This is a genomic window from Aeromonas sp. 600774 (genome assembly GCF_049175075.1).
GTDB classification, from domain to species: Bacteria; Pseudomonadota; Gammaproteobacteria; order Enterobacterales; family Aeromonadaceae; genus Aeromonas; species Aeromonas veronii_A.
Window position 1 is genome coordinate 1 of record NZ_JAAKUJ010000024.1, and the last position, 22,020, is coordinate 22,020.

General features: G+C 60.9%; 18 protein-coding genes and 2 rRNA genes. 7 read left to right on the plus strand and 13 right to left on the minus strand.

Features of this window, described 5'->3' with window-relative positions; translation table 11 throughout:
• From G5171_RS19955 to G5171_RS19970, 4 genes are all read left to right on the plus strand, one after another.
• A 23S ribosomal RNA gene (locus tag G5171_RS19955) occupies nt 1–142 on the plus strand; the annotation flags it as partial.
• A 121-nt stretch (nt 143–263) separates the two neighbouring features.
• A 5S ribosomal RNA gene (gene rrf, locus G5171_RS19960) occupies nt 264–378 on the plus strand.
• Between the two features lie 183 nt (nt 379–561).
• Nucleotides 562–1,068 (plus strand): NUDIX domain-containing protein, encoded by a 507-nt coding sequence (locus G5171_RS19965; protein ID WP_421251626.1) that lies wholly within the window; start codon nt 562–564, stop codon nt 1,066–1,068.
• A gap of 131 nt (nt 1,069–1,199) precedes the next feature.
• Nucleotides 1,200–3,362, plus strand: a complete 2,163-nt coding sequence (locus tag G5171_RS19970; protein WP_421260639.1) for an AsmA family protein — start codon at nt 1,200–1,202, stop codon at nt 3,360–3,362.
• A 72-nt stretch (nt 3,363–3,434) separates the two neighbouring features.
• On the opposite strand, the gene glnE is transcribed toward G5171_RS19970, so the two are convergent.
• From glnE to ettA, 4 genes are all read right to left on the minus strand, one after another.
• Complete coding sequence (gene glnE, locus G5171_RS19975; protein WP_421260640.1) at nt 3,435–6,308, minus strand: bifunctional [glutamate--ammonia ligase]-adenylyl-L-tyrosine phosphorylase/[glutamate--ammonia-ligase] adenylyltransferase; 2,874 nt, start codon at nt 6,306–6,308, stop codon at nt 3,435–3,437.
• Nucleotides 6,309–6,466: 158 nt separating this feature from the next.
• Nucleotides 6,467–7,810 (minus strand): NCS2 family permease, encoded by a 1,344-nt coding sequence (locus G5171_RS19980; RefSeq protein WP_421260641.1) that lies wholly within the window; start codon nt 7,808–7,810, stop codon nt 6,467–6,469.
• Between the two features lie 264 nt (nt 7,811–8,074).
• On the minus strand, nt 8,075–8,404 hold the full coding sequence (locus G5171_RS19985; protein WP_216979417.1) for a hypothetical protein: 330 nt from the start codon (nt 8,402–8,404) through the stop codon (nt 8,075–8,077).
• A gap of 126 nt (nt 8,405–8,530) precedes the next feature.
• On the minus strand, nt 8,531–10,198 hold the full coding sequence (gene ettA, locus G5171_RS19990) for an energy-dependent translational throttle protein EttA (RefSeq protein WP_216979416.1): 1,668 nt from the start codon (nt 10,196–10,198) through the stop codon (nt 8,531–8,533).
• Between the two features lie 242 nt (nt 10,199–10,440).
• On the opposite strand from ettA, the gene G5171_RS19995 reads away from it, so the two are divergent.
• Both G5171_RS19995 and G5171_RS20000 read left to right on the plus strand, forming a co-directional pair.
• Entirely contained in the window at nt 10,441–11,016 is a 576-nt protein-coding gene (locus G5171_RS19995) for a Crp/Fnr family transcriptional regulator (protein ID WP_421260642.1), read from the plus strand.
• Between the two features lie 57 nt (nt 11,017–11,073).
• Nucleotides 11,074–11,583, plus strand: coding sequence for a YgjV family protein (locus G5171_RS20000; RefSeq protein WP_185227670.1), 510 nt, complete (start codon nt 11,074–11,076; stop codon nt 11,581–11,583).
• A 90-nt stretch (nt 11,584–11,673) separates the two neighbouring features.
• Here G5171_RS20000 and mtnN read toward each other — a convergent pair whose 3' ends face one another.
• From mtnN to G5171_RS20025, 5 genes are all read right to left on the minus strand, one after another.
• The gene (mtnN, locus tag G5171_RS20005; protein ID WP_219269622.1) at nt 11,674–12,510 is read right to left on the minus strand and encodes a 5'-methylthioadenosine/S-adenosylhomocysteine nucleosidase; all 837 of its coding nucleotides are present in this window, start codon (nt 12,508–12,510) and stop codon (nt 11,674–11,676) included.
• 108 nt (nt 12,511–12,618) lie between these two features.
• Nucleotides 12,619–13,470 (minus strand): lytic transglycosylase domain-containing protein, encoded by an 852-nt coding sequence (locus tag G5171_RS20010; RefSeq protein WP_421260643.1) that lies wholly within the window; start codon nt 13,468–13,470, stop codon nt 12,619–12,621.
• 155 nt (nt 13,471–13,625) lie between these two features.
• Nucleotides 13,626–13,814 carry a hypothetical protein gene (locus G5171_RS20015; protein ID WP_033114101.1) on the minus strand — a complete coding sequence of 63 codons (189 nt, stop codon included), beginning with the start codon at nt 13,812–13,814 and terminating at the stop codon, nt 13,626–13,628.
• Nucleotides 13,815–14,018: 204 nt separating this feature from the next.
• A complete protein-coding gene (locus G5171_RS20020; protein ID WP_421260644.1) occupies nt 14,019–14,624 on the minus strand; it encodes a DUF2076 domain-containing protein in 606 nt (201 codons plus the stop codon).
• Nucleotides 14,625–14,736: 112 nt separating this feature from the next.
• Nucleotides 14,737–15,750, minus strand: coding sequence for an NAD-dependent epimerase (locus tag G5171_RS20025; RefSeq protein WP_421260645.1), 1,014 nt, complete (start codon nt 15,748–15,750; stop codon nt 14,737–14,739).
• 309 nt (nt 15,751–16,059) lie between these two features.
• On the opposite strand from G5171_RS20025, the gene G5171_RS20030 reads away from it, so the two are divergent.
• Nucleotides 16,060–16,671, plus strand: a complete 612-nt coding sequence (locus G5171_RS20030) for a YitT family protein (protein ID WP_005349421.1) — start codon at nt 16,060–16,062, stop codon at nt 16,669–16,671.
• A 101-nt stretch (nt 16,672–16,772) separates the two neighbouring features.
• Here the strand turns inward: G5171_RS20030 and G5171_RS20035 are convergent, their stop codons facing one another.
• From G5171_RS20035 to G5171_RS20050, 4 genes are all read right to left on the minus strand, one after another.
• The gene (locus tag G5171_RS20035) at nt 16,773–17,804 is read right to left on the minus strand and encodes an ABC transporter ATP-binding protein (RefSeq protein ID WP_139428792.1); all 1,032 of its coding nucleotides are present in this window, start codon (nt 17,802–17,804) and stop codon (nt 16,773–16,775) included.
• Complete coding sequence (locus tag G5171_RS20040) at nt 17,801–18,859, minus strand: ABC transporter ATP-binding protein (protein WP_216979407.1); 1,059 nt, start codon at nt 18,857–18,859, stop codon at nt 17,801–17,803. Before G5171_RS20040 ends, G5171_RS20035 begins: the two co-directional genes overlap by 4 nt.
• Before the next feature lie 31 nt (nt 18,860–18,890).
• Nucleotides 18,891–20,708, minus strand: coding sequence for an extracellular solute-binding protein (locus G5171_RS20045; RefSeq protein WP_421260646.1), 1,818 nt, complete (start codon nt 20,706–20,708; stop codon nt 18,891–18,893).
• Between the two features lie 149 nt (nt 20,709–20,857).
• Nucleotides 20,858–21,901 (minus strand): ABC transporter permease, encoded by a 1,044-nt coding sequence (locus G5171_RS20050; RefSeq protein ID WP_021230406.1) that lies wholly within the window; start codon nt 21,899–21,901, stop codon nt 20,858–20,860.
• Nucleotides 21,902–22,020: the final 119 nt, after the last annotated feature.

The window sequence follows — 22,020 nt, forward strand, 5'->3', positions numbered from 1 at the left end:
GAAGCGAGCCCTGAGATGAGTCATCCCTGACCCCTTGAGGGTCCTAAAGGGCCGTTGGAGACCACAACGTTGATAGGCGGGGTGTGTAAGTGCAGCGATGCATTGAGCTAACCCGTACTAATTACCCGTGAGGCTTAACCATACAACACCCAAGAAGTGTTCTAAGGCTTGTAGCAAACCTAAGCGAACTACTAATTCAGTGATAACGACAAGCCACAAGCAACATCGTTATTCACGTCAGCTTTCCAAGATTGAAGAATTTGCCTGGCGGCCATAGCGCCGTGGAACCACCTGATCCCATGCCGAACTCAGAAGTGAAACGCGGTAGCGCCGATGGTAGTGTGGCATTCGCCATGCGAGAGTAGGACACTGCCAGGCACCCAATACAAGAAGCCCCGCTCAATGAGCGGGGTTTTTTATTGCCAGCAATTCAGCAAATAGCCTGATAATTGCCCCGTTTTATTCCCCTCCTCTTGAATTTCCAATCATCCCCGTCTGTTTCACTCATAAAAAATGGCCCAGAAAGCGTAAAATGGCGCTTTATTTCGTCGGAGATAGCCCATGTTTTGTCCAAAATGCGGCGGTCAAACCCTGCAGAGCGTCAGCCCCAAAGAGTTTCTCTGTGGCTGCGGTTTTCATTTTTTCCAGAATGTGGCGACGGCGGTGATGGTGGCGCTTTGCTGGCAGGATGAGGTGCTGGTTGCGGTGAGGGCCGGCAATCCGGGCAAAGGGTTGCTGGATCTGCCTGGAGGATTTGTCGATCCCGGCGAGTCGCTGGAGGTGGCGCTGGTGCGCGAGTTGCAGGAGGAGCTGGGGCTCGATGTTAGCGCTCATCCTTGCACCTATCTTGGCTCATTCCCCAATATCTATCCCTACGATGGCATCACCTATCACACCTGTGACACCTTCTTTGCCATCGTGCTGAGCGAAAAACCTGTCATCCAGCCGGCTGACGATGTGGCCGCCTGTCAGTGGCTGAAGATCAGCGATATCCCCTTGCCCCGTTTTGCTTTCGAGTCGACGCGCTCCGCGATGGCTCGGTTGCAGCAATCCCCTTTGCAAGCCTGATCCCTGCTGATGATATGGGGATTGGCAGCGACCATCCCTGTCTCATCCTTGTCCACTTTTGTCCCGCAGACGCCATTCGTCAGACGGTGAGTGGTATAGTCTGCAGTGGATCCGGATTCAAGGAGCATATCGTGAAGAAGATAGTTCTCATCTTGCTCGGCATCGCCGTGGCGGCCTTGCTGGCCATAGTGACGCTGATAAGCCTCATCGACCCCAATCAATTCAAGCCCCAACTGGCTGAACAGGTGCGCAAGAGCACGGGCCGCGAACTGGTGATGGCGGGGGAGATTGACTGGCGTTTCTGGCCGAGTCTCGGCCTTTCGCTGGAAAAGGTCGCTCTGCGCAATCCGGCCGGTTTTGCCGAGCCGGATCTGGTCCGTTTCGAGCAGGGCGAGGCCTCGGTAGCCCTGCTGTCGCTGCTCTCCCATCGACTGGAGATCGGCAAGGTGACCCTGAGTGGCGCCCATCTCTTTATCCAGACCAAGGCGGATGGCAGCTCCAATCTGAGCGAACTGTTCAAGGATGCCACTGCTGATACAAGCGAACCGGTCGCTCCCGCAGCTCCTGCGCCAACCGCTGATAACAAGCCCTGGCAGATCAGTTTGCAGGGTGTGGCGCTCTCCCAGGCCAGTGCGCTGGTGCAGGATGATCGCACCGGCACCTCGCTGCGACTGGATCGCCTCGATCTCGATATGGGGCAGCTGGCCACCGGTCAGTGGGTACCTGTGACGCTGGCCGCCAAGGGGAGTGCCGACAAGCTCGATTTCGATGTTAAAGGGCAGACCCAGGTCAAGCTGGCGCAGGAGGTGATGGCCAGCGAACTGAAAGACTTGAGCCTCAGTGGCAGTCTGAGTTACCCGTCCCTGCGACTCGACAGTTTCTCCATCAAGGGAGACCGACTGGCTCTTGGTGAGTGGAGCAACCTCACGTTGGCGCTGAAAGGAGCCAAGGTAGAGGGGCAGCAAGCTTTACTGGCTGGCTCGCTGGAAGGAACGCTCAAGGGACGGCTCGATAAAGAGATGAAGCTGGCCGAGCTCTCCGATGTGCTGCTGACGGCAGCGCTGGATGGTGATGCGCTGCCGCGCCCGCAGATGAAGCTGAAACTGGCCGGGTTTGCCCGTGCCGAGCTCGACAAGCAGTTGATTACCCTGAGCAAGCTGGTGATGAGTGCCGATGAGGCGCTGCTGAGTGGTGATGGAAGCGTGCAGCTTGGCGCTGTTCCCGCAATCAGCTTCGATCTCAAGGGGGAGACGCTGGATCTCGACAAATGGCTCGCCAATTCGACACCGGCCACTCCAACACAAGCGAAAGAGGGCAAACCGGCGGCTGGTGCCTCAAATGCCGCAGCTGGTGGTAGTAAAGCGGTAAGCGGCAAGAGCGAAGCTCTTTCCACGGTCGAACCGGATCTGGGTGCGCTCAAAGGGGTGGATCTGGATGGTCGGCTGCAACTCGGCAGCCTGCGTCTGAAAGGGCTGGATCTTGGCGCCGTCGATCTGCAGGTGGCTCTGGCCAAGGGACTGCTGACGCTCAAACAGTTCAGCGCGACCGTGGCAGGCGGTCAGGTAAATGCGAACGGGGTACTCGACGCGCGCCAGCAGCCCGCCACCTACAAGGTGCACAAGCAGGTGGCCGGAGTGAACATTCGCCCCTTGTTGCAGACTCTGGCTCAGAGTGATCTGCTGGAGGGCAAGGGCGATCTCGATGTGCAGGTGCAGGGGCGTGGTCTCTCTGAGTTGGCACTGCGCAACGGGATGCAGGGCAAGGTTACCTTGAAACTGAGCGACGGTGCCCTGCATGGCATCAACCTGCCGGAGATGATTCGCGAGGCGCGGGCTACCCTCACCGGCAAGGGGGCCGAGCAGGTGAAGGAGGCGCGCAAGACCGACTTCAGCGCCCTGACCGCCAGCTTCCAGATTGCCAACGGCATCGCCCGCAGCAACGACATCCAGCTCTTTGCCCCGGCCTTGCGGGTCAAGGGGGAGGGGCAGATGGCGCTGGTGCCGGAGAGTCTCGACTTCCTGTTCCTCACCTCCATTGTCGAGAGCAGCAAGGGGCAGGGGGGCAAGGATGTGGACGAGCTGAAGGAGATCACCATTCCGGTGCGGATCGGCGGCCACTGGCAGGCGCCCAGCTACCAGCTCGACGTAAAGGCGCTGCTCAGCAACAACAAGCTGCTGGAGGAGAAGGCGCGCAAGGAGGCCGAACGCGGCCTCAAGAAGCTGCTGGGGGACAAGGCCGACAACGAGGCCGTCAAAGGGGTGGCCGACCAGCTGCTCAAGGGCTTGTTCAAATAGCCCCAGCCTTTCGTTTTATCTCCATGTAGAGCCCGCCTCGTGCGGGCCCTTTTTCATTGCCGCTAGCGGGAATTACTCCCCCAGCAGCAGTTGCCAGACTGCCAGCACATGGCCTCGTTCGGTCAGTAACTGGTCGTCGCTCACCTTGCGGGAGATCTCCGAGAGGTTGAGGCGATGGCCGAGGTTGCGGATCTCCAGATAGGCGTGCTTGAGCCCCTCCGCCTGCTCCAGCGTGAGTACCCCCGCCAGCACGCACTCATCGAAGATGCGCACGTTATCGGACCAGCGGGTGAGCGCCTCGGGTTCACCGCAGGCGTGGGCCAGCACCAGGTACTGGGCGATGAACTCGATGTCCACCATGCCGCCGGGGGACTGCTTGAGGTCGAACTCGCCGGCGCCCGCCTTGAGCAGGTGATCCCGCATCTTGTGGCGCATCTCGCGCACCTCGCGGGCCAGGGTCGGCAGTTCGCGCTCCTTGGCCAGCACGGCGCGGCGGATGCGGGCAAACTCGGCAACGATGGCGTCATCGCCATAGATGGGGCGGGCCCGCACCAGTGCCTGATGCTCCCAGGTCCAGGCCTCGTTTTGCTGATACTGCTCATAGGCCGAGAGGGACGAGACCAGCAGGCCGGAGTCGCCGGAGGGGCGCAGCCGCATGTCGATCTCGTAGAGAATGCCGGAGGGGGTGCGGGTGCTGAACAGGTGCAGGATCCGCTGTGCCAGGCGCAGGTAGAACTGGCGGCTGTCGATGGGTTTGCGCCCGTCGGTGTAGCTGTTGGGGTCGCCGCCGTGCAGGAACACCAGATCGAGATCCGAGCCGTAACCGAGCTCGATGCCGCCGAGCTTGCCGTAGGCCACTACCGCAAAGCCGCGCTGACCGCTCACCGCCACCTCGGGCGGTACCCCGTAGCGCTCGCTCATCTGGGCCCATGCCTGATTGACCACCTCCTCGGTGATCGCCTCCGCCAGCCAGGTGAGGTGGTCGCTCACCTTCATCAGCGGCAGGGCGCCGGCGATGTCGGCCGCCACGATGCGCAGCAGCTGCACCTGCTTGAACTGGCGCAGTGCCTCCATCTGCTGCTCCACATCCTCTTCGGGGATGCGCAGCAGGAACTGGCGCAGCTGGGGTTTGTACTGATCGAGCGGGGTGGGGTGATAGAGGTGCTGGGGATCGAGCAGCTCGTCCAGCAGGATGGGGTAGCGGGCCAGCTGCTCGCTCACCAGATGGCTGGCGTCGCACAGCCGCACCAGCTGGCGCAGGGCGCCCGGGTTCTCCGCCAGCAGCTGCAGATAGGCGCTGCGGGTGAAGATGCGGGTCAGCAGCTCGCACACCCGTTCGAACAGGCGGGCAGGTTGCTCGCTGGCGACCACCAGTCGCAGCAGCTCCGGCATCAGCCAGTCCAGCGCGATGCGCCCCTGCGGCCCTACCTGACGTCGCTTGTACTCCTCCTTGAAGCGCAGCAGGGCACCGCAGAGCGGAACGGGCTCGGCCACCCCCTGCGCGGTCAGCAGCTGCTCCAACTCGGCGGCGTCGAGCTCGGTGCGCCACAGATCGAGCCAGAGTTGCTCCAGATGGGCGGGGGCCTCTTTCTCTTCCCCCACCACGGCGGCAAACTCCTGATGGACGGCCGCCATCTCCTCGTCCAGATGAGCCATGAAGGCGCCCCAGTCAGCAAAGCCGAGGGCGGCGACGAGCCGCTGGCGATCCCGCTCCTCGGTGGGCAGGGTCTGGGTCTGCTGATCGCCGATCTCCTGCAAGATGTTCTCGACCCGGCGCAGGAAGCGGTAGGCCGTCAGCAGGCGGTTGCAATGGGTAGATTCGAGGGCGCCGCACTGGGCGATGGCGGCCAGCGCCTCTGGCAGATGGCGCACCCGCAGCGCCGGCTCACGCCCGCCGCGAATAAGTTGCAGCGCCTGGGCGATGAACTCCACCTCGCGAATGCCGCCAGCCCCCAGCTTGATGTTGCCCTCCAGCCCCTTGCGGCGCACCTCGGCGGCGATCATCGCCTTCATCTGGCGCAGGCCGTCGATGACGCCGAAGTCGATATAGCGGCGAAACACGAAGGGGCGCAGCATCTCGGCCAGCTCTACCGCATGTTCGCACTGGGGCCCCAGCACCCGCGCCTTGACCATGGCGTAGCGCTCCCAGTTGCGGCCGTGGTGCTGGTAGTAATCCTCCATGGCGGCAAACGAGATGGCCAGCGGCCCCGCGTCACCAAAGGGGCGTAAGCGCATATCGACCCGAAACACCTGACCGTCGACCGTGCTCTGGTGCAGGGCGTTGATGATGCGCTGGCCCAGCTTGATGAAGAATTGCTGGTTGGCGAGCTCGCGTCGCCCGCCGACCGTGTAGCCGTTCTCGGGGAAGGTGAAGATAAGGTCGATGTCCGAGGAGAAGTTGAGCTCGCCGCCCCCCAGCTTGCCCATGCCGAGAATGAGCAGCGGCTGCGGGTTGCCGTTGCCGTCCATCGGGGTGCCCAGCTCGCCGCACTGCTTGGCGTAGAGCCAGTCGCGGGCGGCGCAGATAAGCGCATCCGCCAGTCTGGTGAGGTGGATAAAGCTCTCTTCCACCGCCGCGTGACCCAGCAGCTCGCGCCAGGCGATCACCAGCATGCGGCTGCGACGGAACTGGCGCAGGATGTGCTTGAGCGCCTCTTCGTCGTCCACCTCGGCGAGCATGGCGGCCAGATCATGCTGGTAGGTGGGCCAGCGTTCGGAGCGCTCCAGCTCTCCGGAGGCGAGCAGCTCGGTCAGCAACTCAGGCTGTTTGAAGAGGGAATCGGCGACAAAATCGGAGAGACCGAGCAGGGTCAGCAGGGTCTGGTGCACCGGCTCGGGCTGCGTGCCGTAGTCGGGGGCCAGTTCAATCAGCCGTTGCCAATGGCGCTGGGCCAGCTCCTGCAGCAGGGGGGAGAAGGCGGAGAAAGAGGGAGAGTGCTGGGCCACGGTTGCCGTCCTTGTGATTAACGAAACTGCCGGATAAAAAGCTGGCTGCCAATCTAGCACTGTCGGGCCCCCGCGTCACAGCGCAGGGGCGAGAAGCATGATCCGGCAAATAAAAATGGGCTCCCTGTCGGGAGCCCATCGGATTGCGCTGGTCATTATCAGTGGCTATCGACCCAGAAGAACTTGAGGACGAACAGCAGGGCAACCACCAGCACGCAGGGGTTGATTTCGCGCCAGCGGCCGGTGCCCGCCTTCATCACGCAGTAGGAGATAAAGCCAACTGCGATCCCCTCGGTGATGGAGAAGCTGAACGGCATCATGACGGCGGTCATAAAGGCCGGTACCGCTTCGGTCAGATCTTCCCACTTCACTCGGGTCAGCTCGGAGCACATCAGCACGCCCACATAGATAAGGGCGCCAGCGGCGGCATAGGCCGGCACCATGGCGGCGACCGGGGAGAAGAAGATCGCCAGCAGGAACAGCAGGCCGACCACGATGGCGGTTAGACCGGTACGGCCGCCGACGGCGACGCCGGAGCTGCTCTCGATAAAGGCGGTAACCGAGGAGGTGCCCATGAAGGCGCCGCCGACGGAGCTCACGCTATCAACCATCAGCGCCTGTTTCATGCGCGGGAAGTGGCCCTTGTCATCGGCCAGCTTGGCGCGGTTGGTGACGCCGATCAGGGTGCCGGAGGAGTCGAACAGGTTGACCAGCATAAAGGAGAAGATGATCCCGGCGAGGCTGATATCGAGCGAGCCCATCAGATCCAGCTTGCCGAACACCGGTTCGATGCTGGGGGGCATGGAGACAAAGCCCTTGAAGGTGACCTCGCCAAACAGCCAGCCCAGACCCGTGGTGACCACAATGGCGATCAGCACGGCGGAGTGGACGCCGCGAGCGGAGAAGATGCAGATCAGGAAGAAACCGAGCAGACCCAGCAGGCAGGGCAGGGAGGTGAGGTTGCCCACGGTCACCATAGTCGCAGGGCTGGCCACGACGATCCCTGCGTTGTGCAGGCCGAGCAGGGCGATCAGCAGACCGATACCGGCGGTGATGCCGACCCGCAGGGTGAGCGGGATGTTGCCGATCAGCCAATAACGCACCCGCAGCAGGGTGAGGATCAACAGACCCATGGCACCCCAGAAGATGGTGCCCATGCCCACTTGCCAGGAGTAGCCCATACCCGCGACCACCACGAAGGCGAAGAAGGCGTTGAGGCCCATGGCGGGGGCCAGCGCGATCGGCAGGTTGGCCAACAGGCCCATCAGGATGCTGCCGATACCGGCGATGAGGCAGGTGGTGACGAACACGGCCTGGGTGTCCATGCCCGCCGCAGAGAGGATCTGCGGGTTGACGAACACGATATAGACCATGGTCAGGAAGGTGGTGATACCGGCAATCACTTCGGTACGGGCGGTAGTGCCATGGCCTTGCAGGGCAAACAGGCGCTCAAGCAATCCTTGCCCGGCGGCCTGATTGGCAGCTTGGTGTTGTTGATTCATGTTGGATTCCAATAGGTGACGTGAAATAAGCAGCAGGGGAACGGGCTATCCCATCCATGCGGGGTAAATTGCCCTGTTTCTGGCGGTTAAGTAACCAGACTCGTCCTGATACCGTGACAGCGCGCACATTTTTACACAGGCGGCGCCGTTTACAAACCCCGGATCTGCGAAGCAGATCAATGAATAGAGCAAAAATTCAAACGTTTGCTTTTTGAGCATGAAAAAAGGTTCTCAGCAGAGAACCTTTTATCGAAAATTGGGGGCTTACAGGGTTTTGAAGTAGCGCTCGACCAGCTGGGCCAGCACCGAGTCGAGTCGGTCTTGTACCTCACCCAGTTCGCGGCCGAAGCGGCGCAGAAAGAGGATGGCCTGCTCTTCGGTCAGCTTGCGCCCCTCGATAAAGAACTCCTGCTCCGGCAGTTGCTTGTCGTAGCGGGGGATCAGCACCCAGCTCACCAGCTCGGGATCCACGGCGGCAAAAATCTTGGCGGCAGCGGCACAGAAGGTCTCTATGTGCTCCTTGCCATCCGGCCCGAGGCAACCCGGTTCAACCCGGATCTGGATGGTGAGTTTTTTCTCTATGGGGGTCGTCATCGTGCTACATCCATGCAAAGGCATCCGTCTAGGATTGTAAGCCAAAAGACAACAGAAAGGGGAGCCGGAGCTCCCCTTGTGACGTTGGTCGCAGCTGCGATGGTACGGCTTGTACCGACTGACAGCTTACTTGGCGATGCGCTTGTACTTGGCGCGGTGCGGCTGGATGGCCTCGGCGCCGTAGGTCTTCTTCTTCCACTCTTCGTATTCGGTGAAGTTGCCTTCGAAGAATTCGATCTTGCCCTCGTCCTGATAGTCCAGGATGTGGGTGGCGATGCGGTCGAGGAACCAGCGGTCGTGGGAGATGACCATGGCGCAACCCGGGAACTCCAGCAGGGCGTTCTCGAGGGCGCGCAGTGTTTCGATATCCAGATCGTTGGTCGGTTCATCCAGCAGCAGCACGTTGCCGCCGGTCTGCAGCAGCTTGGCCAGATGCAGACGACCGCGCTCACCACCGGAGAGTTCGCCAACCCGCTTCTGCTGGTCGGAACCCTTGAAGTTGAAGCGGCCGATATAAGCCCGGCTCGGGAACTCGTAGTTGCCGATGCGCAGGATATCCTGACCGTCAGCGACCTCTTCGAATACCGTCTTCTTGTCATCCATGCTGTCGCGGAACTGATCCACAGAGGCCAGCACCACGGTGTCACCCAGGGTGATGGTGCCGGAATCCGGCTGCTCCTGACCCGACATCATGCGGAACAGGGTCGACTTACCGGCACCGTTCGGGCCGATGATGCCGACGATGGCACCCTTCGGAATGGAGAAGGAGAGATCGTCGATCAGCACCCGATCACCGTAAGATTTGCGCAGGTTGGCCACTTCCACCACCTTGTCGCCGAGGCGCGGTCCGGGCGGAATGAACAGCTCGTTGGTCTCGTTGCGCTTCTGGTAGTCGTTGGTGTTGAGCTCTTCGAAGCGAGCCATACGGGCCTTTGACTTGGCCTGACGCCCTTTCGGGTTTTGACGAACCCACTCCAGCTCTTTCTCGATGGACTTGCGACGGGCAGCTTCGGAACTTGCTTCCTGCGCCAGACGGGCGTCCTTCTGCTCCAGCCAGGAGGAGTAGTTGCCTTCCCACGGGATACCTTCGCCGCGGTCCAGTTCCAGGATCCAGCCCGCCACGTTGTCGAGGAAGTAACGGTCGTGGGTGATGGCCACTACAGTGCCTTCGTAGTCGTGCAGGAAGCGCTCCAGCCAGGCCACGGATTCCGCATCCAGGTGGTTGGTCGGTTCGTCCAGCAGCAGCATGTCCGGCTTTTCCAGCAGCAGACGGCACAGTGCCACACGGCGGCGCTCACCACCGGAGAGGTGCTTGATCTTGGCATCCCATGCCGGCAGGCGCAGGGCATCGGCCGCCCGCTCCAGCTGGTTTTCCATGTTGTGGCCGCCCTGAGCCTGGATGATGGCTTCCAGCTCGCCCTGTTCGCGGGCCAGCTTGTCAAAGTCGGCATCCGGGTCGGCGTAGGCCGCATAGACCTCGTCCAGCCGGGCCATGGCGCGCTTCACTTCGCCAACGGCCTCTTCGACCGCTTCGCGTACTGTCTGCTCCGGATCCAGCTTCGGCTCCTGCGGCAGGTAGCCAATCTTGATGCCGGGTTGCGGACGGGCTTCCCCTTCGATCTCGGTGTCGATGCCTGCCATGATGCGCAGCAGGGTCGATTTACCGGCGCCGTTCAGACCCAGCACGCCGATCTTGGCGCCCGGGAAGAAGCTCAAGGAGATGTTCTTGAGAATATGACGCTTGGGCGGCACTACCTTGCCGACCCGGTTCATGGTGTAAATAAATTGAGCCATTGGCTAATTCTCTTCCTTTTCAGCAGGTTAATGTCTTGGCATTAACAGACTGATGTCGTGGTGGGGCCAGGTCGACACAGGTCAACCGGGTTCCAAAAAACCCGTCGATTGTAAACCAACGGACGAGGGGGGGCAAAGGCGGCACCCGGCTATGTCCCCCCTTTGCCAACAGGGTCACGCCTTGCTGCACCAGTCGTGCAATTTGGGCATGATATGGGCTGCCGTTTTGTTCCGGAGCCGTCATGAACCCATCTCCTCAAGCCCCCCTGCTTGCCACCTTTTTGTGTGCCATGGGATTGGACGCCGCCCTGAGCGAAGCCCTCTGTCAGCGTTTGCCACGGCAGACGCTGCGCGCCGGTCAGGTGCTGTTGGCGCAAGGGGCCGAACAGGAGGGGGCCTTCTATATCGAAACGGGCATCGCCCGTGCCTGCCACTACACCCGGGACGGGCAGGAGCGCTGCAAGGAGTTCTACTTCGAAGGGGAGCTTTGCCTGCTTTACGACAGCTGGCTCACCGGGTCGCCCGCCCGCTATCAGCTGGAGGCGCTGACGGATCTGCAAGTGGTGCGGGTGCCGCTCACCCTGCTGGATGAGCCCGTCTGGCAGCCGGTCTGCATGGCCCTGCTGCGCCAGCAGCTCGGTTACAAGGAGCGCAAGGAGGCGTTTTTGCTGCTCCACTCCCCCGAAGAGCGTTATCGGGAGCTCTGCCACATCTTCCCCCACTGGCCTGCACGACTGACCCAAGTACAGCTCGCCAACTACATCGGCATCAGCCCGGTCACCCTGTCACGGATCCGCAGGCGCATTAACACGGGTTAATGCCACCTGCCGGTTGCCACTTCATGCTGCGTCATCCAAATGACGGACGAGGGGTGGATGATGTCGCTATTTCTGTGGTCGCAACTGGTGGTGAGCCTGGCCTTGTTGCTCGATCTGTTGTCGTTTCAGTTGCGGGATCGCCGCAGGATCCTGGCCTGTCTGGCCCTCTCTTGCGCCCTCAATGCCGGCCACTTTGCCCTGCTCGGGCAGTGGTCGGCCGCCTGCCTGTTGCTGCTGGCCAGCGTGCGCTTTCTGGTGAGTATCTGGCTGGTTAGGCGCATCTTGATGTGGTTTTTCATGGGGTTGGCCTGTGCGGCTGCGCTGGCGACCTATCAGGGCGTACTCTCATTGATCGGGCTGCTGGCCAGCCTGCTGCAAACCCGGGCCGCGTTTTGCCCGGATGATCGCCAACTGCGGCGCTGGATGCTGCTCGGTACCCTCTGCTGGCTGGTCAACAACCTGCTGGTGGGCTCACCGGTCGCCGCGCTGATGGAGGGGCTGTTTCTGGTCAGCAATCTGGTGGGCTACTACCGCCACTATGGGCGCAGGGCATGTCCGGAGAGTTGATATCGGCTGAGGAAGAGAGCGTGGGGTACGTCCCGTCTGATAGAGATTACAAAGCAGAGAGGTCGCCATAGTAGCGGCCTCTCTGGCTCATCAGGCTTTGTTGAAGCTGTTGATGAGTGCTTTTGCGTAATCAATGACGAACTGCTGGCAGTGGATGGCGGTCTGCGGATCGAACTCCTCGCCATGCAGATCGGTGTTGGAGAGCACCCGGATCCCGACAAATGGCACCTTGTAGGCCTCGGCTACCAGCGCGGCGGAGGAGGTCTCCATCTCTTCTGCGGCCGTGTTGTAGGTTTGATGCAGCCAGTTGATGCGGGCCACCTGCCGGTTCCACTCATCGGCAGTGCCTATGATGCCGGCAACTACGCGGCCGTGGCGATAACGGTCGGCCATGCCAAGGGCGCGGCCAACCAGCTCGGGATCGCCGGCAAAGGAGGAGTGCTCCACCAGCTTGCCGTTGTCGCGCAGGCGCATGGTGACATCGAAGTTGTGCCATTTGCTCGGGTCGACACCCTGCTCGGCCGACGTCAGATCACTGCGATAGGCCCCCATATTGAAGCTTTTGGTGCCGATAACGATATCGCCCCGGTGCAGCGCCGGGTCATGGCCGCCAGCCGTGCCCTGATTGATGACGAGGCGCGGATGGAAGCGCTCCATGGCGAGAGTGGTGGCAGCAGCTGCATTGGCCAGCCCCACTTCTGTGCGAGAGACAACTACCGGATAACCCGAGAGGGTGCCTTGCCAGTAGGTCCAGGCGCCTACGGTCAGCTCCTGCTTGTCCTTGAGGGCGGCCACCAGCGTCTCGACTTCGACGTCCATTGCCCCCTGGATCAGGATGGGGGCTGGCGCCGGAGTGGCCGCCATGATAGAGGAGGAAAAGAGTGCAAACAGCGTGAGCAGGCGCGAGCAACGTTTGATGAAATTCATGGGATACCTGTTGGTCTGGCAAGAAAGCGCCGGATCCTACCGAAAGGAAAACGATTGCGCAAATGGTGGTGCGTTTTTTGTCAATAGCGTGCGGCTAGTCGAACAGGTTCAGGGCTGCTTGTGACCAGCGAAGTAGAGCACCCGTTTGACATACTCCCGGGTCTCGTCATAGGGCGGTATACCGCCATAGCGCTCAACTGCCTTCTCACCTGCGTTGTAGGCTGCCGAGATCAGAACCCAGTTGCCATCGAAGCGGCGATCCAGCCACTTGAGATAACTGACGCCACCCTTGATGTTCTGTGCCGGATCAAAGGGTTGAGTGACACCAAAACGCTGCTGGGTTTCGGGGATCAGCTGCATCACCCCCTGCGCATTCTTGGCGGAGACGGCGCGGCTTTCGAGGTTGGATTCGGCAATGGCGATGGCCAGCACCAGCCGCACATCGACCTGATGGCGCTTGGCTGCGTGGCGCAGCATGGTGGCCAGCTTCTGTTTGCCCGGTGACTGGCGCGCCAGATAGGCCTCGACATTGAACGGTGTGCTGGGCAGGGCGAAATAACTCCCTTGTCCGCCACGCATGCCGACACCGCACTGATCGCCCATGGGGGCATTGCCGACCCGCGGGTTGTAGTAGCGGCTGGCCTGCTGGTTGCCAAGGCGCATCGCCATGGCGAGATAGCTGTTGGCCATTTTCGCGCTGCGCACCGAGGCAGGGCCGGTGGCGAGCAGACGCCCGATCCGGAAGTAACCTTCGGGATTGCCGGTGCTGGCGGCTACGCAGTAGAGGGCTATCGCCTTTTGCAGATTGCCGCTGTGCTGGGCTGCTTGCCCCTGCCTGAGCGCTGTCATTGCCCTGGGGGCTTGTCTGAAATCCCTGCCCTGTGCCGTCTGCGGAATGCCCGCCAGTAGCGACGACAAAAAAAGCAGCAAAAACAGTCCGTTTTCGCTGATCTTCCCCATCGTTTATCTCCTGCTTGAGTAGAGAAGATATAGAGGAACATGGCTGCCATCGCCATGAAAGCAGTGGATCCTGTTGTTATAGCGGGGGGATTTCAGAGAGCAAAATGGTATGGAACTAACGGCATTGCGAGAGTTTCATACCATTTTTCATCGGGTTAGAAGTCGTGGTGATACTCATGCTCATCCAGGTCGGCGGGAGGAAGCGCGCGATAGAAGCTGCCAATTTCGCTGACAACCCAGAGCGAAAGCAGGATCAACATGCTGATAAGGGGAAGCAGGGTGTGGTTCTGGGTCAGGGCATAGGCCGCGATGGCGGCGCCAATCAGGAGAAGGGTTCGGATCATGAGGTGGCTCCTTGTCGTCATGGGGGTGTTGCGTGGCCACGGACAGAGCGCCTGGGGTCGGGAGTGTCTCCCGGGTGGCACGAAGCGAAGTGATTATATCGCGTCATGCCGCTGCCGGTCCGTGGTGTCATCACACTTTCCATAGTCATGGGTTTCGTATCGAGTTGGGCCCCGCCACATGCGGGGCCTGTGGTTGTGTAACGGTTAGAAGAAACCGCCGTTGTTATCGTCACTGTCGGTCCAGCCGCCACTCTGACTATCGTCGTCGAGAAAACTGCCGCCATCATCGGGAGGTGAATCCCAGCCGTCCCAGCGTACCGGTTCTGCATCGACCGGATTGGCAATGGGCGCTGGCTCTATGATGTCGATGATCTCCTCGGGCCGGTTGCTGTGAAACAGTCCGCCGATCATGTCGGCCAGCATGACTCCACCGGCAACTCCGGCTGCGGTTTGCAGGGCGCCACCGAGAAAGGAGCTGGTACGGGAAGCGGGTTGGGCAGGCGCAGTTGCCGGTGGCGGCGTGAAGCGCGGGGGCGGAGTGCTCTCGCCACCAAACAGGCCGGAGAGAAAACTGCCGCCGCTCGAACTGCTTTGGCTTGCCTCCAGCTCCTTGACTCGCTCGTTGAGGCGGGTAAGGGCAGCCTGCTGGATCAGCAGCGCCTGGGTCATGTAGTAGGGAGCATCGGGCTGCTCTGCCAGATGCTGGCGGATCAGCTGATCCGCTTGTTGGTCTCGCTTGCTATCCCTGGCTTGCGCTTGCTTGAGGCGGTCGAACAGTCCATCGATCAGACCCTGTTCCTGTTGTTGCATCTCAAATCCTCGCTATGGTGCGCAGACAGTGCGTTCAGCCATCCTAAAACGCGTGGCAAGCCAGTGGTACCGGATTAACTCATCGGCGACCAAGGGCTACAGCCCGGCAATTTCACGCGTCGGGCTGGTAGTAGTCGAGATACCAGCGGACGAACGCGGCGACCCCCTCCTTGATGGAAGTGGTGGGGCGCAGGCCGGTGAGGGTGTGGAGGGGCTCGCTGTCGGCCCAGGTGGCGTGCATGTCGCCCGCCTGCATCGGCAGCATCCGCTTGATGGCGGGTTTGCCGAGGGCCTCTTCCAGCGTCTCGATAAAGTCGAGCAGCCGCACCGGCTGACCATGACCGATGTTGAGGATGCGGTAGGGCGCCGCGCTCTCGGCAGGAGTCTGCTTGATGGCGTGCCAATCGGGATTGGGGCGGGGCGGCAGGTCGGCCACGGCGAGGATCCCCTCGACAATGTCGTCGATAAAGGTGAAGTCGCGGCTGAGATCGCCGTGGTTATAGACGTCGATAGGCTCGCCCGCGAGGATGGCGCGGGTGAACTTGATGATGGCCATGTCGGGCCGACCCCAGGGGCCGTAGACGGTGAAAAAGCGCAACCCTGTGGTGGGCAGGCCATAGAGCGTGGAATAGGCGTGAGCCATCAGCTCGCCACTCTTCTTGGTGGCAGCGTAGAGGGAGACCGGGTGATCCACCGGCTGCTCGGTGGTGAAGGGCATCTGGTCGGTCAGACCATAAACCGAGCTGGAGGAGGCGTAGAGCAGATGCTGGATACCGTGCTGGCGGCACCCCTCCAGCACCGTCAGCATGCCGGTGAGGTTGCTGTCGGCATAGGCAAACGGGTTTTCCAGCGAGTAGCGCACTCCCGCCTGTGCCCCCAGATGGATCACGCGCTCGAAACCATGACGGGCAAAGAGAGTAGCCATCGCTTCGCGATCCGCCAGATCGACCCGTTCGAAGTGGAAATGGGGATAACTGGCCAATTGTGCCAGCCGCGCCTCTTTCAGACTCACCTCGTAGTAGTCGTTGAGGTTGTCGATCCCCACCACCTGATGACCTGCGGCGCACAGCTGGCTGGCCACGTGAAAGCCGATAAAACCGGCGACACCGGTGACCAGATACGTCATGGTTGGGGTCCTGTGTAGATCATGGGGCTCCTTACGGTGATGGGAAAAGGGGGCTGCGCGCTTTGTAGCAGAGCCGGCGCGTTTGTGCCATGGCAAACCGCCTCTGTTGGCGCGGCATGCTGCATCTTGGTGCAGCGAGTGTCAATGCCAGATGACAGGCACCAGAATGGGGCGTTCAGCCTGACTGTTGTGATCCTTTTCACAAAAAATAGACTGGACCCCATAACGAAGCCCTGTGGACAGGGCTCGCAGCCCGCCCGCAACGGCAGGCGACAGACACTCTCTCTTTACTTCGCTTGGATACAGGTTATGGACAACACCTCGATTCGCACTGCCCATCCTATTTATGAGGATGTGCTGGCCCTGCTGACGGCGGCCGGCTTTGTTTCCCTCGGCATCTTTCTGTTTCATCAGGTTGGCCTGCTTACCGGCGGCACCGCCGGGCTGGCACTGCTGCTGCAAAAGGTGACTGGCATCAGCTTCGGCCTGCTGTTTTTCGGCATCAACCTGCCCTTCTATGCGCTGGCATGGCTGCGGATGGGGCCACGTTTTACCTTCAACACCTTTGTCTCGGTGGCGGCGGTCTCCTACATGACCGATCACCTCAACGGGGTGTTGCAGATCGGCAAGATAGAGCCCCTCTATGCGGCGCTGATCGGCGGTACTCTGATTGGCATGGGTCTGCTCATTATGTTCCGTCACAAGTCGAGTCTGGGGGGCTTCAACATTCTGGCGCTCTTTATTCAGGATCGCTTTGGCATCCGGGCGGGTAAGCTGCAGATGGGGCTCGATTGCGCCATTGTTGTCGCCTCGTTTTTCGTGGTGCAGCCCTGGATCCTGGCGCTCTCCATCGTGGCGGCGGTTATCTGTAATCTGGTGTTGACACTCAACCACAAGCCCGGCCGTTACCAGATTGCCTGACAAGCTGCGGCAGTGGCTCGATATTGCAAGAGTGACCCGATAGCACGAGGCGGCCTGATGGCCGCCTCGTCTGTTTCTACCCTGGGGTTTGTTCGCTGCGCCTAGCTTGCCTGCTCCAGCCTGCTGTCGCCGCTCATGGCGTTGTCACTGATGGCGTGACTACCAACAGCGAGCGGGGTGTGACAGGCCACCTGATGATGGGCCTCATCACACGCCTCAAGCTTGGGCGCCTTGCTTTTGCACAACTCGGTCGCATGGGGGCAGCGCTGGTGGAAGTGGCAGCCGCTTGGCGGCGAGATGGGGGAGGGCACATCGCCGGTCAGCAAAATGCGCTGGCTGCGCCTGCGCGGGTCCGGTACCGGAATGGCGGAGATCAGCGCCTGGGTGTAAGGGTGGCGCGGCGCCAGATAGAGCGACTGGGCATCCGCCAGTTCGACGATCCGTCCCAGATACATCACTGCAATCCGATCCGAGATGTGTTTGACCACCGACAGATCGTGGGCGATGAAGATGATGGAGAGGTTCATCTCCCGCTGCAGGCTGAGCAGCAGGTTGACGATCTGCGACTGCACCGAGACATCGAGGGCCGAGACCGCCTCGTCGCATACCAGCAGCTTGGGCTTGAGGGCGATGGCGCGGGCGATGCCGATCCGCTGGCGCTGACCGCCGGAAAACTCGTGGGGGTAGCGATCCACCGCGCTGCCCGGCAGGCCCACTTTCGCCAGCAACTCCTGCACCCAGCCGCGGCGCTGCTCAGTGTTGCCTTTACCGTGGATGATAAAGGGCTCCTCCAGGATCTGGCCCACGGTGTGGCGGCTGTTGAGGGATTCTGCAGGATCCTGAAACACCATCTGCATCTCCTGACGCAGGGAGCGCATCTCCTTCGGGCTGAGGGCGGTGATATCGCGCCCCTCGAAAGTGATGGTGCCCGCGGTCGGCTCGAACAGCTTGAGCAGGCTGCGCCCGAGGGTGGACTTGCCGCAGCCCGACTCACCCACCAGCCCCAGCGTCTCCCCCTGTTTCAGGTCGAAGCTGATGCCATCCACCGCGTGAACCGTATATTGCTTGCGCAGGAACCCGCCTCCCAGCCGGAAGTGCTGTTTCAGATCCCTGACCGATAACAGAGTGCTCATGGGGTCAACTCCTTCCAGTAGTGACAGGCGACATGGTGGCGCGGATTGAGTTGCTCCACCGCCGGAATGGCGCTGATGCAGAGATCGGTCGCATGGGGGCAGCGGTTGGAGAAGCGGCAGCCAGCGGGCATCTCGTGCAGGGCTGGCACCTGTCCCTTGATGGTCTTGAGCAGGCTCTTGGGCTCATCCTCGAGTCGCGGGATCGAGCTCATCAAGCCGTGGGTATAGGGGTGACGGGGGTGGTCAAACAGCTCGAACACGTCGGCCTGCTCTACCGCCCGCCCGGCGTACATCACCACCACTTCGTCGCACAGCTCCGCCACTACCCCCAGATCGTGAGTGATAAAGATGATGGCCATCCCGGTCTGGGCCTGCAGCTCTTTCATCAGTTCGAGGATCTGGGCCTGAATGGTGACATCCAGCGCCGTGGTCGGTTCGTCGCAGATGAGCAGGTCTGGCTCGCAGGAGAGCGCCATGGCGATCATCACCCGCTGGCGCATACCGCCGGAGAGGTTGTGAGGGTAAACGGCAAAGCGCTGGGCCGGTTCCGGGATCCCCACCTTCTGCAGCATGGCAATGGCCGCGGCTTTGCGCTGGGCCTTGTCATACTCGGGGCGGTGGAGGCGAAACACCTCCATCAGCTGCTCCCCCACCGTCTGCACCGGGTTGAGGGCCGTCATCGGCTCCTGAAAGATCATCGAGATGCGGTTGCCGCGCACCTTGTACATCTGATCCGGCGCAAGCGACAGCAGCTCTTCCCCCTGAAAGCGGATGGAGCCGGCTACCACCTGACCATGGGGTTTGGGCAAGAGCCCCATGATGGCGAGTGAAGTGACACTCTTGCCACAGCCGGACTCGCCGACGATCCCCAGAGTCTGACCCGGGGCCACCTTGAAGCTGACCCCGTCGAGCACCTTGATCTTGCCGTCGTCGACGGCGAACTCCACTTCGAGATCGCGTACTTCGAGGATTGGGGCTGGGTGCTGGCCGCTATCAACGGCGAACTCCCCCCCGTTATCCGGTACGTCAAGAATGGAGGCCTGGGTGTTGGGCATAACGGCTGCTCCCTTCGCAATGGCCTGAATATCAATGACGTGCATAGGTCTTGTCGAGCAGGTTGATGGGCGCCAGCGCCTCCCCTGCCTCCTTGGCGTTGCGGGTCTCTTCCTTCACCTTGGGATCGAGCCAGAGCAAACCGCCACTACTATGAGGATAACCGTCCATCGGCCAGTAGAGCAGATCCGGCGTGTTCTTGGTGGCAGGCACCTCCGGCAGCATCACATAACGCCAGCTGCTGGCCCGTACATAGTTGAGCTGCACCCCGGGCACGAAGATGGCGAGATCATAGATGCGCTGCTGGATCTGGCGGGAGATCTCGGCCCGTTTGGCCATGTCGAATTCGACGTTGTAGGCGTCGATCAGCGCGTCCAGCTCCTTGTCAGCCACGTTGAACAGGTTGTTGGTCTGCGGTTTGTTGGCGTTGGCGGAGTGGAAAAACTCCCAATATTGCGGATAGAGACCGCCGCCGCCCCAACCGAGCCAGGCCGCTTCGTGTTTCTTCTCCAGCATCACCTTGAAGCCGGTGGCGCCATCCACCAGATTGAGCTCCAGATCCAGACCCGCTTTCTTGGCCTCTTCTTTCAGCACGGTCAGTCGCTTGGAGTGCTCCTGACTGGTGTAGGTGAGCGCCAGCGTCAGCCGCTCACCCTTCTCATTTTGCAGGATGCCGTCCGGCCCCGGCTTGTTGTAGCCGCCCTTGGCAAAGTACTCCCGCGCCTTGCCGATGTCATAAGCCCGCTCCGGCAGCGTGATGTCAGTGAACTCGCCAAAGCCCGAGTCGAAGGTGGTGGCTCTGTCGTAATCGCCGCGCAGCACGGTCTCGATCATCTTGTCGATGTTGAAGGCGTGCTGGATGCCGAGGCGCACGTTCACGTCCGCCAGCTTGGGGTTGGCCACATTGAGGTGCACCCCCTGACCGCCCTGTTTGGTGTCGGTCATGGCCATTACCTTCTGCACGTAGCCTTTTTTGTACTCCGGGGTGACCGCTTTTTCATGCCACCAGTTGGGCAGGATCATCTCGAAGGTATCGATCTCCCCTTTCAGGAAGTGGCGAAAGGCGATGTTGTGGTCGCGGATCACCTGCACCTTGATGGTGTCGATGTTGAATCTGTGCTGGTTGTAGCGATCGTCTTTTGCCCACCAATCCTTCTGTTTGCTGAAGGTGACCGACTTGCCCTTCTTGACGTCGCTGATCACGTAGGGGCCGGTGGTGGGCACCACGGCCCAGTTGTACTGCTTCACCCAGTTGGGGGTCAGCTTGTAGTAGTGCTTGGGCTGGGGCCACAGCTCGGTGGTGTTGAGCAGGTCCATCTTGGCCTTGCGGTTGCCCGCTTTGACCATAATGGTGTGATCATCGATCTTCTCTACCGCTACCACTTCAGTGGTGTAGTAGTTGTTGAACCAGGGCCCCTTGATGTGTTTGGAGCGCATCATCTCGTAGCCGAAGGTGTAGTCATCGGCATTGACCGGCTTGCCATCCGACCATTTGGCGCGGGGATCCAGCTTGAAGTAGACGGTCTGGCTGTCTGGCGCGATGGCCCAGTGGGTCGCGAGCGACGGAATGGGGTTGCCGGTATTGGGGTGGAAGCTGATGAGTCGCAACTGGTTATCGAGAATAAAGGAGCGGAACGATCCGTTGGAGTCAGGCCCCACGGTGCGGAACGTCAGCGGAAAGCTCTCCACAAACATATTGAGACTGCCGCCCGGCAGTGCCTTGGGGGAGGCGAACACAGGATCCGTCTCATTGGTCTCCCATTTGAGATCCGCGGGCAGGCTGGCCGCCCAGACCCAGGATCCGTTTACCAGCACAAAGAGAGCACCTATCCATTTGATTTTATTTTTCATGTTTGACTTCCAGGTCTGGCCCCTGCACTGGGGGTCTTGATTGATAACGGGATTATCCCTTGCTCCCGGGACCGCCGATGGCTGCGGCCCGTCCTTCATTAATCACTGTTCGTTACCCGACGCCTGCCGATGCGCTGGCATCGGCTGGCTTATTGGTAACGGGTAAATTTGCGCGGATCGAACGCCTCGCGGATCGCCTCGCCGATAAAGGAGACCATGATCAGCACCAGACTCACCGCGGCCACCACCGAGCTGACGATCCAGATGGCATCCAGATTGTTGATGCCCTGGGAGAGCAGCTCCCCCCAGCTCGGGGTCGGCGGTGCCAGCCCGAAGCCAAGATAGTCGAGCGCCGTCAGGGTGGAGATATTGCCCACCACGGCGAACGGCGCCAGGGTGACGATCATCATCAGGGTGTTGGGCAGGATGTGGTTGAAGATGATCCGCCCGGTGGTCGCCCCTTGCGCCCGCGCTGCCATCACATAGTCCCGTGCCCGCTCCTTGTAGGTGAGGGTGCGCATATACCAGGTGATCCCCATCCAGCCGAACAGCACGTTGATGGCGACAAACAGGCCGAAGTTGGGCTTGGCCAGCGACACCAGGATCATGATGACGTAGAGAAACGGCACCTGGGACCAGATCTCGATAAAGCGTTGCAGGATGAGGTCGAAGCGGCCGCCGAGAAAGCCCATCAGACAGCCGATGGTGACTCCGATGGCGTAACTGGCCGCCAGCGCGATAAAGGCAAAGCCGATGGCGATGCGAAAGCCGTAAACCAGTCGCGCCAGCACATCGCGGCCGCTGGTGTCGGTGCCGAGGAAGTGGCGCTCGGCCACGCTGGGGGCGTAGGGCGGGTAGGCATCCTCCTTGAAATCCTGCTCGTAGGGGTTCCAGGGCACCGGCGGCAGCAGTACCCAGTCGCCCTGGCCCTCTGCGGCAAATTTGGCCTTGAGCTGGCGGTAGTTGGTTTCGTACTCGTAATCGAGCCCGAACTGCTGACCGGGGATCACATCGCCATAGGTGGGGAAGTGCAGCTGGCCCTGATAGCTCACCATCAGTGCCCGGCTGTTGACCAGCAGCTCCGCCAACAGGGAGAGCAGCACCAGGGTGGTGAAGATAATGAAGGAGTAGTAACCGCGCTTGATCGACTTGAAGCGCTTGAGTTTTTTCAAGGTAACCGGATTGAGCTTCATGGTCAGTCTCCAAACCGCACGCGGGGATCAACGAGGGCAACACAGATATCGGAGACGATATGGCGTGATATCAGCATCGGCATGGCAATAGAGGTCTGGTTCATGGTCAGTCTCCAAAC

Coding starts and splice junctions, on each gene's coding strand:
- G5171_RS19965 (WP_421251626.1), top strand. CDS start 562: ATGTTTTGTCCAAAATGCGGCGGTCAAACCCTGCAGAGCGTCAGCCCC.
- G5171_RS19980 (WP_421260641.1), bottom strand. CDS start 7,810: ATGAATCAACAACACCAAGCTGCCAATCAGGCCGCCGGGCAAGGATTG.
- G5171_RS19985 (WP_216979417.1), bottom strand. CDS start 8,404: ATGACGACCCCCATAGAGAAAAAACTCACCATCCAGATCCGGGTTGAA.
- ettA (WP_216979416.1), bottom strand. CDS start 10,198: ATGGCTCAATTTATTTACACCATGAACCGGGTCGGCAAGGTAGTGCCG.
- G5171_RS19995 (WP_421260642.1), top strand. CDS start 10,441: ATGAACCCATCTCCTCAAGCCCCCCTGCTTGCCACCTTTTTGTGTGCC.
- G5171_RS20000 (WP_185227670.1), top strand. CDS start 11,074: ATGATGTCGCTATTTCTGTGGTCGCAACTGGTGGTGAGCCTGGCCTTG.
- mtnN (WP_219269622.1), bottom strand. CDS start 12,510: ATGAATTTCATCAAACGTTGCTCGCGCCTGCTCACGCTGTTTGCACTC.
- G5171_RS20010 (WP_421260643.1), bottom strand. CDS start 13,470: ATGGGGAAGATCAGCGAAAACGGACTGTTTTTGCTGCTTTTTTTGTCG.
- G5171_RS20015 (WP_033114101.1), bottom strand. CDS start 13,814: ATGATCCGAACCCTTCTCCTGATTGGCGCCGCCATCGCGGCCTATGCC.
- G5171_RS20020 (WP_421260644.1), bottom strand. CDS start 14,624: ATGCAACAACAGGAACAGGGTCTGATCGATGGACTGTTCGACCGCCTC.
- G5171_RS20025 (WP_421260645.1), bottom strand. CDS start 15,750: ATGACGTATCTGGTCACCGGTGTCGCCGGTTTTATCGGCTTTCACGTG.
- G5171_RS20030 (WP_005349421.1), top strand. CDS start 16,060: ATGGACAACACCTCGATTCGCACTGCCCATCCTATTTATGAGGATGTG.
- G5171_RS20035 (WP_139428792.1), bottom strand. CDS start 17,804: ATGAGCACTCTGTTATCGGTCAGGGATCTGAAACAGCACTTCCGGCTG.
- G5171_RS20040 (WP_216979407.1), bottom strand. CDS start 18,859: ATGCCCAACACCCAGGCCTCCATTCTTGACGTACCGGATAACGGGGGG.
- G5171_RS20045 (WP_421260646.1), bottom strand. CDS start 20,708: ATGAAAAATAAAATCAAATGGATAGGTGCTCTCTTTGTGCTGGTAAAC.
- G5171_RS20050 (WP_021230406.1), bottom strand. CDS start 21,901: ATGAAGCTCAATCCGGTTACCTTGAAAAAACTCAAGCGCTTCAAGTCG.